We start from the raw sequence: 12,168 nt of genomic DNA, 5'->3' as shown, positions 1-12,168 counted from the left end.
TGCTTCTTCTACATCATAAAGATTTGTACGATCTACTAATTTGGCAGATTCTACATATCTCTTACCTTTTTTCATGATAAATCCTCCTTGTGGTAATATCGGGAGCGACCCTCCCACTGTTATTTAACAAGTATTCGTATTAGTCTTCTACTGTGATACCCATGCTTCTTGCTGTACCAGCGATCATGCTGATAGCTGCATCGATGGATGCTGCATTTAAGTCAGGCATCTTCAGTTCTGCAATCTTCTGAACTTCTGCTCTGGAGATAGTAGCTACTTTCTGCTTCTTGGAGTTTGCAGAACCGGACTCAATCTTGCAAGCTTTCTTTAATAACATAGCTGCAGGTGGAGTCTTTGTGATGAAGCTGAAGCTTCTATCATTATAAACAGTGATAACAACTGGGATAATCATACCAGCCTGATCAGCTGTTCTAGCATTGAATTCCTTTGTGAACTGTACAATATTAACACCGTGCTGGCCTAATGCCGGACCTACTGGTGGAGCCGGTGTAGCCTTTGCTGCAGGGATCTGTAATTTAATATATCCTGTTACTTTCTTCGCCATTATTAGCGCACCTCCTGAAAATTGTGGTAATGTCGGGGATTTTCCTCCCACTGTCCATGACCCAGGTCATGAACCGTACATAAATGTTACATTTTCCTGATATCTAAGAAACTGATTTCGACTGCTGTCTCACGGCCAAACATATCAAGTCCGACAGTTACTGTTCCATTCGCTGAATTCACAGACTGCACGATACCTTCTTTGTCCTGCCATGCACCAGATACAATATTGACCATGTCGCCCTCTTCAATATCAACAAGAATCATCTGATCCGGCTCATCCTTCTCAGCGTCATTCATATTGATTCCCATTGCAATCATCTCTTCCTCAGTCAGCGGAACCGGCTTGGATTCCGGACCAACGAAACCTGTGACACCGCGGGTATTGCGGACAACATACCATGTCTCATCGTTCATGATCATATGGAGTAAAACATAGCCCGGGAAAAGTTTCTTCTGAACCGTTTTCTTCTTGCCGTCTTTTACCTCAATGACCTCCTGAACAGGCACCTGAACATCAAGGATCTGGTCCTCCAGATGAAGATTCTGAATAGACTTGTCAATATTCGTTTTAACCTTATTCTCATAACCGGAATAGGTATGAACTACATACCACATCGGGTCTTCCAAATATTCATTCCTGTCTGCCATATTCTCACCCTTCTGTTATAATGAAATAATTACGTCTGTCAACAGAAGTAAAACTCTGTCTAATACAGCAATAATTACTCCAAGCAGTACGGAAACAGCAAGGACAACAGCGGACCTTCTGGCAGCTTCTTCCTTTGTCGGCCAGATGATTCTCTTGAACTGAGCTTTAATGGCGTCCAACCAATTTGTTTTCTTAGTTGTCTCATTAGTTGCATTGCCCATGTTATTCACTCCTCACAGTCATCCTAAATTACTTTGTTTCTTTGTGTAATGTGTGTTTCTTACAGAACTTACAATATTTCTTTGTTTCCATTCTGTCAGGATGAGTCTTCTTCTCTTTTGTCATGTTGTAATTACGCTGTTTGCATTCTGTACATGCCAATGTTATCTTAACGCGCACAACTTCCACCTCCGTTATATTTAATCTGAGTGTGTCTCCTGCTCCGCTAAAGCAGGATAAGTTACCTGGTCTTAATTTTAGGCATAAAAAAAAGACCACTTCCATTACATAGCTTTACAACTATAGCACATTTATACCCTATTCGTCAATATTTTATTGAAATTTTTTTATTCTTTCAAATGATACTTCTTCAACTTCTTGTACAGCAGGCTGCGCTCAATTCCCAGAGATGTCGCTGCAGCTGTCATACTCTTGTTTCTGCGCAGCGCCTCCTCCAGCAACATCTTCTCGAAACGATTCATCTTCTCCTTCAGTGGCAGATGCTCTATATCCTCCATAATCCGCTCTTCTTTCTGATTGACAGTGATAATCTTCGGCAGATTATCCAGTGTGATCAGTGAATCTTCACAGGTTGCATAGGCACTGGATATCACATTCTGCAGTTCCCGCACATTTCCCGGCCAGCTATGTGCCTTGAGGCACCGCCTTGCACCATCGCTTAAATCCACATGGGTCTTGTACTGCCGGTTCAATTCATCCAGATAATCCGACGCATGTAGAATAATATCCTCCGGGCAGGCTCTTAAAGCTACCGTCTGTATATTAACAACAGCCAGACGATAATACAAATCCTCCCTGAATGTACCTGCCTGAACCATCTCCATCAGGTTCATCCTTGTCGCCGATAAGATCCTCACATCAATCGGAATCGGTCCGCTGCCGCCCACACGCTCAATCTCATGCTCCTGCAGGACTCTTAAGAGCTTCACCTGCATATGCAGCGGCATATCTCCGATCTCATCCAGAAAAAAGGTTCCCTTATTCGCCATCTCGAATTTGCCGATCTTTCCCTGACGCTTAGCCCCGGTAAAGGAACCGCCTTCGTAACCAAATAATTCTGATTCCAACAGTTCCGCCGGGATGGCCCCACAGTTGATTGCCACAAAAGGCTCTTCACTGCGTCCGCTCTCCATATGGATTGCCCTGGCGATAACTTCTTTTCCTGTACCGGTCTCACCGGTAATCAGTACGGGAAAATCTGTCCGGGCAATACGCTGACCAAGTTCCCTGATATGCCGGATCTTTGGATCATTGCCCTTGAAATTTTCAAATCCCTTCTCTTTCTTCATCCGCTCTCCGTATTCCTGCTTAACTGTATCCGTCTCTACTTCTTCCGGAGATACAGCAGATAACTTTCTGTTCATTTCGGCATCCATTTATGTCCACCTTCTTCACTGTCGTATTCTGTCTTCTATTATACGCTTTATATGAATCGAAAGGCAACAATTTCTCCATTAAAAGTGAATATATGACACAGTTTTTGATTGGATGACCGTTGCAATATGTACACAATCTCTTCGCTTTTCCTTAAAAAACACCGCCTGTACAAAGTGTCAGAAACCAGACTTTCTCGATTCCTGCCTGTTTCAACGCCCTTGCACAGTAATTCACCGTACTGCCGGTGGTATATATATCATCGATCAGAAGGATCCGCCTGACCCCCTGCAAATACCGGGCATCCGCAACAAAAGCATGCTTCAGATTCTCACCCCGCTCATACTTGCCCAGTTTCTTCTGGGGTGCAGTACTGTGAATTCTTCTGAGTCCCCGGGTATTCACAGGCAACGACAGCCCTTCGGCGATTTTCTCCGCCAGCAATGCCGCCTGATTAAAACCTCTCTGCCGCTGCTTTCTCCGGCTGAGGGGAACCGGGATCAATTGCTGCACATGCAATGATTCAATCCAGTCCCTGTAAAAATGCAGGGCTGCCTGACTGTAAAAATCCGCATAAGCTCTCTTTCCGTCATACTTATAAGCAAATATACTCTCTGAACTGACAGCATCATACATCCACAGACTGTGTCCTGCTTCACAGGCCGATGGCCGTCTCTGACAGTCATAGCAGTATTCCTGCTGTGCTGACAAAAGCGGTTTGCCGCAGCGTTTGCACATAGGTTCCACAATCCGTCTGAGTTTCCGATAGCAGTCACCATGAATATGACGCCTTCTGTCCTCAGTATCCGACAGCAGCTTCTGACATACCGGGCACTCCGGCGGATACAGCAGTGCCGTCCATTCCTTCCAGTTCATGACATTTTCCCCAGTATATCAATAGGAATTAGATATTTTTTAATCATATTGTCTAATCGCCCCCTGACACGCGTCATTTTGTATACAAAGTTTCTATATTTCATGCATTATTTGTGAACACTTACAGTCGGGTCCGTGATAATATAATAGGCGTAAACCCCCAATACATTATATTTTTATTACACCCCAAATAATAAATATACCTTCTCCAAAAGGGCAGCCGTTCGTTGGCTGTCCTTTTCCTTTTATCGCATCTATGCTATAATGAATCCGTATACTGTCAACACTTCGCATTATCTATATTACCAAGAGGTTGGATCACATTATGACGCATCAGGAATACTTCGACAAACTGACGGACAGTATTGATACGCTGTCCGATATTCTGGATACCGAACACTATGGTATGTGTCTCGTCGATAAAGACGGCTATATCATCAAATGGTACTATGAGAAATTCTTTAATATAAAGGCATCTGCCGCTGTGGGACGCCACGTCACGGAAGTCATTGAGAACACGCGGCTTCACGTTGTGGCACAGACCGGTGTCAAGGAGCTGATGCAGCTTCAGAAGATCAATGGCTCCATGGTCATCACCAATCGAATCCCTCTGATTCACAATCATGAAGTCATCGGTGCAGCCGGTACCATCATCTTCCGTGACATCAAGGAAATCGCCCACTTGCACAGCCGGATGTCCAAGCTGGAAGACAACTTCAAGGCTTATCGGAGTGAGATTGCCAAGATGTACGCTGCCCAGTATCACTTCGACGATATCATCACCAACAATCAGAAAATGCTGAACCTGAAGCATCTCGGACAGACCATTGCCCGCAGTGATGCCAGTGTTCTGATCCAGGGCGAAAGTGGTACCGGCAAGGAGCTCTTCGCCCAGGCCATCCATAATGCCAGTCTGGTCAGTCATCAGCCCTTTGTCAGCCTGAACTGTTCCTCCATTCCGAAGGAATTGCTGGAAGCCGAACTGTTCGGCTATGAGAGCGGCGCTTTCACCGGTGCCCGCAAAGACGGCAAGATCGGCAAATTCGAACTGGCAGGCGAGGGTACGCTCTTTCTGGACGAACTCGGAACCATGCCTATGGACATGCAGGTCAAGCTGCTCCGTGTCCTGGAATCCAAGGAATACGTTCCCCTGGGCAGCAACAAGAAGGTTCCCTTCAAGGCCCGTGTCATCGCCGCCACCAATGAGAATCTCTCCAACTCCATGCAAAACGGCAGTTTCCGTTCAGATCTCTACTACCGTCTGAACGTCATCAATATCAATATCCCGCCCCTTCGGGAGCGTATTGAAGACCTGCCGGTTCTGTGCAGCAGCATGCTCTCCCAGAAGGAAGGGCTGTACCATCAGTCCCGGCTGCATATGTCACAGGAAGCCATGGATCTGCTGAATCTCCACAACTGGCCCGGCAACGTCCGCGAGCTGCGCAACGTCATCGACCGTGCGGCCATCATCTGTGAAGGCAGCGAGATCCTGCCTCAGCATCTGCCGGAATATATCCAGGTCTATCGGAATTCTTCACCCCTTGAGATCAGTGATGGCTATTATCACTATGAGATTGCCTGCCTGGAACGCCAGCTGATCACCAAAGCCCTGCGGGACAATGGCGGAAATCGTCAGGCTGCGGCCAGACAGCTCGGTATTCACCGCTCGCTGCTGTACAAGAAAATGAAGGATCTTGGCATTCACGAATAACTTTATTGTATTTTTATAAGTACATTTATCTTTATTATGTTATTTTGAATTTACATTCTCAGGAAGTGTCTATAAAACGAACATTGCAATTTTATGCATGTCCGTTTTATAGACACTTCTTTTGCTTTATTTTACGTAACTTTCTATTCTTCGCCTGCCAATTATGTCTATTTAATAGACATGCCATTTTCGCTATCTTCTGTTTTTTTGAATAAATCGACCTGTTTTGGCTTATTTTTTCAAAAAACGGCCATTTTCCATATTAAAAAAAGTTGGCACGCCTTTTGCTATATTATATAGGTGAGAAGATAATTAAGAATGCTTGAACCACATTCACCTACCCGATCTTCTCCGGGACAGTCACACTGTGTACTGATCCTGTTATAATGGCTATCTGTTGGCACCCATCCAACAGGTAATCATCCTCCCTATAAATAATATAACACACAATAAAGCTGCGAATGACTGACGCCAACGGTTATACGCAGCTTTATTGTGTTTCAGGATGTACCTGCATTCCAGTATCCACTGCACTTTCCTCCGATGACTATTCTATGTATTTCGGGGATAGGCTCAGTATACACGGTCTATTCGCCTTTTTCAACGATCATTCATCGACATAAAATGACACAGACAGCAGAACATCCGACATCCTCCGATCCTTCATGAATCTCTTGATGAATGATTCCTGCAAATAAAAAATCGGCCCCTTCCGAATTATAACACCCGGAAGGGGCCATCTATCCTTTATATGAGGTTGAGAAAGGATCTAAAATAAGTTATTCTATGCAGGGGCGCCAGACCTTCGCTTTCCGGCCATGGGCGCCCCCGCAGGGTACAATCTGCAGCTGTAAGCTTTAAGGGGGGAGTTGCTGCAGATCATCTATCCTAATTGTATACGAAGTTCGCACTGGTTGCAGAAATATACTCATACTGCGAACCGGAGTATACATAATAGGATGCCTTCAATCGATAGGTATAACCGTGCGGACACGGCGAATAAGTAATCTCCTTGTCACCATGCCAGCTGTCGAATTCATAGCGGTGGGAATCCAGTGTGATCCAGTTGCCGCCGCTTAACTGCTGGATATACATATAGGCCACGATGCGTGTAGCAATGCCCTTATACCCTGTGACGCTTATTCCTGCTGTCGCAGTTTTATCCTTCACACCGATACCCTGGGAAGTGGTCGCCGTATACTTCCATCTGGCCAACTTCGGTGTACCGTCAATTCGCTCCTGGGCCTCGAAGGCTTCAAAGTCAAACCCCACCTCCGGGTAATCCTCCGCCGCCATGGCCGGCATGATCATCAAGGACAGGCAGACCGTTACTGTCATCAAAAACGCAATCACTTTTCTCATAATACATTCCCTACTTTTCTGCCAAAAGGGATTCCGCCACTGCTATCATCTCCTCTTCAGAAAGATTGCCCACCAGCTGATAGGCATAAGTATAGTCAAACCACCATAGGTCTCCTATCCCATCCTTATCTAAATATATTCCTGGATACTGTCCGATAGCCAGAGAGTCCCAATCCCCCTCCTCCGTATCCAGAAATGTATTCCATTCAACAGTTACCTGACGGTATTGATACCAGCCGTCACCGTCGTTTTCATAAAAGATGTTGATATATTTCGACTGTTCCGATCGGTCCGTTTCTTTATACCCTTCCGCAATCGCCCCAGGCACATAAACCTGATTGATTTCCTGCGGAAAACTGGTATAATCCAGGGTTGATATAATATCCTTCAGCGAGCCAATCTTGGAATAATCAATGCTGGCTGTTGTCTCCGGTGCCGTGTTCACAGCAGGTATCTTCGTGGCACTGACACTGCCTGCCCTGTGCACACCAAAACCCGCCAGTACAACCACAAGTACTGCAGCTGCGCGCCAGACCCATCTACGGTGTGAGCGCTTCGATGGCCCTTTAGCGGCTGTTTCCTCAGAGATATCCGGATGCTCTGCGGTAAGCGGTACCGATTGTTCGATGGGGGCATCCGCGTTTTTTGTTTGAGGCAATCTTTTTTCGGATTCTGGTACGGCGCTTGTTGTTTTTTCTTCTTTTATCATATCTTTATTTTGTACCATAAACCGTTCTGCGGCTTCCTCACCAAACTGTTCCGACACCATCTCACGCATGCGGTCCATAAACCCCTGTGAAAACAGTCCCATCTCGTCATCTTCCGCTGCTTTCTTTCCACCGGAGGAATTCTGAAAATTGTCCTGATTCAGCGTTGACAGAATCTGTTTATCTGTTTCGTTCTGCATATCAAGTTCCTTGCCGCATTCCATATTCTCTGTCCGGCAATGTCCCTGACCTGCAATCTTCGTATTGCCGTCCTTTGGTTCTCCAGTCTCTCCATACATACTGCAACTCCCCCTCCATTTGAAATATAACTGACTAGCGTCCCTCCGTGCAGCATACACTTATATAACCTCTTTAGAAGGGAAACTGTGACATCATTTTATCTTTTTTTGCAATTATTTTTGCAATCGTTTCACTTTTTTCGTAGGCACCGAATGCCTGACGGTTCTCAGCCGAATAACCAATGGCCATCCACGGTGCCGACAGATGAATCTGCTCAAGGTATTCCCGGACATAGACGGAACCTTTTTCCTTCACCCGGCACACCAGAACCGCTTTGCCGTCCGTTCCCATGATATACAGGCCATAGTTTTTCTTTGCCAGAGGCAGCACATAGCACCAGACAACCTGATCCAGCGGAATAACGATATCCTTATAAGAAGGCACCAGCAAAAAGTCTTTGACAACCACCACCTGACGATGTTTTGTGTCCATCTTCTCGCCGCTCTGCATCCAATTCTGCTCAAACTTCGGAAAGAAATCCTGTCTTTTAAGGGCTGCAATGCGTCCGTGCCAGCATATCGCTGAAATGAGGCATCCCAACAGACCGATCAGCAGCAGAGCAAACATAAGCAGCATACCGCCGATGACTGTATCCATATCCCCCATGCTGGTGAGATCCATACAGTAACTGTAGAAATAGTCATCATACATATCTGTCGTCAGATTCATCCCCAGATACTCGGACACATACTGGATCGCATAATTCTTCACCTCGTCATCCACCGGCTGCGATCCTCCGGTCCACTCCTGGTCGATTTTCTCATATTCACCGCTCTCATAAAGGGAATCAATGTATTTCAGACATTGTTCATCATCCGTCCAGTTTCTGATCATAAAAAATCTGTCGGAATCCTCGCTTAACACAAGAAAATAATCATATGTATCTTCACCGTTCATGGTTTCCGTTGCAAAGGCATCACTCATCCATCGGCTTGTAACCGCACAATACTGCCCCTTTTTGCTGATCTGATCCGGTGTCAGTGCATGATCGCTCAGATAAATTTCCATGGCCACGGTAATGATTGCTCCGATCAATGCCAAAATAAACAGTCTCCGCCACTTTTTGATTTTGGGATTTCTGATTTTCATTCGTTCCATATTCTCCCCCTGATATTCTATGAAAGTGTATTCATTTCTCTGAGACGCAGATTCAGAGACGTATATCTCTTTTGTTGTTTTTCATTCTCGATCATATGACGGACGGTATGCTCATCCCCCACAATGGCCACACACTGCTTGGCACGGGTCACTGCTGTATAAAGAATATTTCTGTTAAACAGCATGCGCGGGCCGGACAGCAGCGGCATAATGACAGCCGGATACTCACTGCCCTGAGATTTGTGAATGGTAATGGCATAAGCCAGTTCCAGTTCGTCAAGCTGTGCAAAGCCATAGGTCACCCTGCGTCCTTCATCAAATTCTACCACCAGCTGTTCCGCAAAATGATTGATCTCCCGGACAACGCCCATATCGCCGTTAAAAACGCCCACGCCCTTGTCCAAAGGCAGATTATAATGTCCCAGCACTTCCCATTCGATCTGATAATTATTCCTGATCTGCATGACCTTGTCCCCTTCACGGATAACACCCTGATGAAATTCGCGCTCTTTCTTGTCCGGGGACGGCGGGTTCAAATAGTGCTGCAGTACGGTATTCAGCCGCTCTACCCCCAGTTCTCCTTTGCGCATCGGCGTCAGCACCTGGATATCGTAAGGCTTTGCATTGACAAACTTCGGAAGCTTGTCTCTGATCAGAAGCACCATGACCCCCAGAATCTGCTGGACATCATATCGTTTCAGGCAGAAAAAGTCCTGGCTTTTGTTGCCAAGTTCAATCTGCCGTCCCTCATTGATCAGATGGGCATTCTTGATGATATCGCTTTCCAGTGCCTGTCTGAAAATCTTCGTCAGACGTACCACCTGAAAACATTCAGAATCAATGATATCCTTCAGCACATTGCCCGGTCCGACACTCGGCAGCTGGTTCACATCCCCTACAAGGATCAGCCTTGTGCCCACGGCTATGGCCTTCAAAAGGGCATTCATCAGATAGATATCCACCATAGACATCTCATCAATAATGACCACATCCGTTTCCAGGGGATTGTCCTGATTGCGCTCAAACTGTGTTCGCAGGCGGTCGTCATCCGGTCCGCCTGATAATTCCAGCATCCGGTGAATGGTCTGGGCCTCCCGTCCTGTGGCTTCTGACATACGTTTGGCCGCTCTTCCCGTCGGCGCCGCCAGACGCATCTCCAACCCTTCATATTCCAGGTATTTGATAATGGCATTGATCGTCGTGGTTTTACCGGTACCGGGACCGCCGGTGATGACAAGCACCCCATTGCCTGCAGCAGAATACACCGCTTCACGCTGGTGATCATCCAGATCAATGCCTTCCCTTTTCTCAATACGATCCAGAACCTTTCCTACTTCCTTCTCATCCACGCTGTAATCGACACCAAGATTCTTCAGAAGTCCCGCGGTCTCCAGCTCCAGGCGGTAAAGTGAGGCTCCATACACCACCGACACATCGTCTATTTTCTTCACAACAATCTTGCGGTCCATCTGCAGGCTCTGAAGCAGATGGTCCACAGCTTCTTCTTCCACCCCCAGCATCTGGGCCGTCTTCTCCACCAGCAATGCCGCCGGTATGTAAATATGCCCGGAAAGAGTTCCCTGCTGCAGCATATAGATAATGCCGCTGCGGATTCGAAAATCTGAATGGGAACCAATCCCGGCCTTTTTGGCGATCTCATCCGCCAATTTGAAACCGATGCCGTTCATATCATCGGCCAGCCGGTACGGATTCTCCTGAATGATCCGGTACATCTCCTCGCCGTACTGTTTGTAAATTCTCAGGGATAAGGTTGTTGTAATCCCGTATTTCGCCAGAAACATCATGGCCTGACGCATATCCTGCTTCTCATGAAACTGCTGATAGATCTCCCTGGCTTTGCGTTCACTGATGCCCTTGATCTCAGCCAACCGCTCCGGTTCTTCTTCAATGATCCTGAAAGAATCTTTTTTGAATTTCTTGACAATGCGGGCTGCCAGTGACGGTCCCACACCCCTGATGGCCCCGGAACCGAGATATCTTTCAATGGAATATTCATCCTCCGGCACTTCCACACTCATGGAAGTCACCTTGAACTGTCTTCCATATACCTGATGTTCCGTATATTCACCCTCTGCCTTGAGATATTCTCCTTCATCCAGCGAAGTGACATTTCCCACACAGACAATCTCTTCCCCCTGGCACATCAGGGAAAAAACTGTATATCCATTGGTGTCATTGTGATAGACAATATGCTCCACAAGTCCCTGTATGCTTTCCATTCCATTACTCCTACTACCATGTATTGATGGTTAATACCCTAACTTAACCAAGAATAGCGAACCGGATACCGCAGTCTGCTGCGGCATCTGATTCGCCATCCATTCTCGTCTGTCATCAGGCTCTCGTCTGTTTGCCTTCAATAAATTCTGTATAACGGCCTGTTCCAATGGCCACTGCAGAAATCGGATCATCCACTGCTGTTGTCTGTATGCCTGTTGTCTCTCCAATCAGGTCATCCATACCAAAGAGCATACTGCCGCCGCCTGTCAGCAAGATACCTCTTGTGGCAATGTCTGCAGCCAGTTCCGGTGGTGTATCTTCCAGTACCTGATGGACCACTTCCAGAATCTGGATAATATTCTCCTTGAAAGCCTCTAGCATCTCTGTGCTGCTGACTTCCACTGTCTTCGGCATACCGGTGATCAGGTCACGGCCCTTCACCTGCATCAAAAGCGGGCTGACACGCTCATACACGCCGCCAATGCGAATCTTCACATCTTCCGCTGTCCGATCACCCACCAGCAGATTGTGCTGCTTTCTGAGATATCGGATCACTGCTTCGTCGAAATCATCACCGCCAAGCTTCAGTGAACGGCTGACAACTGTATCCCCCAGCGATATCACAGCGATATCCGTCGTACCGCCGCCTATATCAATGATCATGTTGCCGCATGGACGCGAAATATCAATACCTGCTCCAAGGGCCGCTGCAATCGGCTCTTCAATAATCATCACGTCTCTGGCACCTGCCTCCAGCGCTGCCTGCCAGACCGCATTCTTCTCAACTTCTGTTGCACCGCTCGGTACACCTACACAGACTCGCGGACGCTTCAATGTCTTTCTGCCCATAGCCTTCTGAATAAAGTAGCGCAGCATCTTCTCTGTAATAGTATAATCTGAGATCACACCCTGACGCAGCGGACGTACAGCTTCAATATTCCCTGGAGTTCGTCCCATCATCTGACGTGCTTCCTCACCGATGGCCTTTATTTCATTTGTATCTTTATCGTAAGCCACAACTGAAGGTTCCTTCAGTACGACTC

The 12,168-nt window shown here is 46.8% G+C and carries 12 protein-coding genes; 1 reads left to right on the top strand and 11 read right to left on the bottom strand.

Annotated elements, in window-relative coordinates:
- Nucleotides 1-139 precede the first annotated feature (139 nt).
- The 6 genes from rplK to WMO25_RS08100 form a co-directional block, all read right to left on the bottom strand.
- Nucleotides 140-565 carry a 50S ribosomal protein L11 gene (gene rplK / locus WMO25_RS08125; protein ID WP_015513669.1) on the bottom strand — a complete coding sequence of 142 codons (426 nt, stop codon included), beginning with the start codon at nucleotides 563-565 and terminating at the stop codon, nucleotides 140-142.
- An 86-nt stretch (nucleotides 566-651) separates the two neighbouring features.
- Complete coding sequence (nusG, locus tag WMO25_RS08120) at nucleotides 652-1,194, bottom strand: transcription termination/antitermination protein NusG (protein ID WP_349084902.1); 543 nt, start codon at nucleotides 1,192-1,194, stop codon at nucleotides 652-654.
- Between the two features lie 36 nt (nucleotides 1,195-1,230).
- A complete protein-coding gene (secE, locus tag WMO25_RS08115; protein ID WP_015513667.1) occupies nucleotides 1,231-1,437 on the bottom strand; it encodes a preprotein translocase subunit SecE in 207 nt (68 codons plus the stop codon).
- A 28-nt stretch (nucleotides 1,438-1,465) separates the two neighbouring features.
- Complete coding sequence (rpmG, locus tag WMO25_RS08110; protein ID WP_117528862.1) at nucleotides 1,466-1,615, bottom strand: 50S ribosomal protein L33; 150 nt, start codon at nucleotides 1,613-1,615, stop codon at nucleotides 1,466-1,468.
- A 167-nt stretch (nucleotides 1,616-1,782) separates the two neighbouring features.
- Nucleotides 1,783-2,832 carry a sigma-54 interaction domain-containing protein gene (locus tag WMO25_RS08105; protein ID WP_349084900.1) on the bottom strand — a complete coding sequence of 350 codons (1,050 nt, stop codon included), beginning with the start codon at nucleotides 2,830-2,832 and terminating at the stop codon, nucleotides 1,783-1,785.
- 151 nt (nucleotides 2,833-2,983) lie between these two features.
- Nucleotides 2,984-3,706 carry a double zinc ribbon domain-containing protein gene (locus WMO25_RS08100; protein WP_349084898.1) on the bottom strand — a complete coding sequence of 241 codons (723 nt, stop codon included), beginning with the start codon at nucleotides 3,704-3,706 and terminating at the stop codon, nucleotides 2,984-2,986.
- A 325-nt stretch (nucleotides 3,707-4,031) separates the two neighbouring features.
- Here WMO25_RS08100 and WMO25_RS08095 point away from each other — a divergent pair, with 325 nt between their 5' ends.
- Entirely contained in the window at nucleotides 4,032-5,417 is a 1,386-nt protein-coding gene (locus tag WMO25_RS08095) for a sigma-54 interaction domain-containing protein (protein ID WP_349084896.1), read from the top strand.
- 888 nt (nucleotides 5,418-6,305) lie between these two features.
- Here WMO25_RS08095 and WMO25_RS08090 read toward each other — a convergent pair.
- The 5 genes from WMO25_RS08090 to WMO25_RS08070 form a co-directional block, all read right to left on the bottom strand.
- Nucleotides 6,306-6,779, bottom strand: coding sequence for a hypothetical protein (locus WMO25_RS08090; RefSeq protein ID WP_349084894.1), 474 nt, complete (start codon nucleotides 6,777-6,779; stop codon nucleotides 6,306-6,308).
- A 10-nt stretch (nucleotides 6,780-6,789) separates the two neighbouring features.
- Complete coding sequence (locus tag WMO25_RS08085) at nucleotides 6,790-7,785, bottom strand: DUF4367 domain-containing protein (RefSeq protein ID WP_349084893.1); 996 nt, start codon at nucleotides 7,783-7,785, stop codon at nucleotides 6,790-6,792.
- 73 nt (nucleotides 7,786-7,858) lie between these two features.
- Complete coding sequence (locus WMO25_RS08080) at nucleotides 7,859-8,884, bottom strand: DUF6709 family protein (RefSeq protein ID WP_349084892.1); 1,026 nt, start codon at nucleotides 8,882-8,884, stop codon at nucleotides 7,859-7,861.
- Between the two features lie 17 nt (nucleotides 8,885-8,901).
- Nucleotides 8,902-11,124, bottom strand: coding sequence for an SF1B family DNA helicase RecD2 (gene recD2, locus WMO25_RS08075; RefSeq protein ID WP_253058189.1), 2,223 nt, complete (start codon nucleotides 11,122-11,124; stop codon nucleotides 8,902-8,904).
- A 115-nt stretch (nucleotides 11,125-11,239) separates the two neighbouring features.
- On the bottom strand, nucleotides 11,240-12,168 hold a 929-nt coding region (locus WMO25_RS08070), incomplete at its 5' end, for a rod shape-determining protein (protein WP_349084890.1).

It is taken from the genome of Coprococcus intestinihominis, assembly GCF_040096555.1.
GTDB lineage: Bacteria > Bacillota > Clostridia > Lachnospirales > Lachnospiraceae > Coprococcus_A > Coprococcus_A intestinihominis.
Note: the sequence above shows the minus strand (reverse complement) of the source record. Positions and strands in the feature narration are given on the sequence as shown.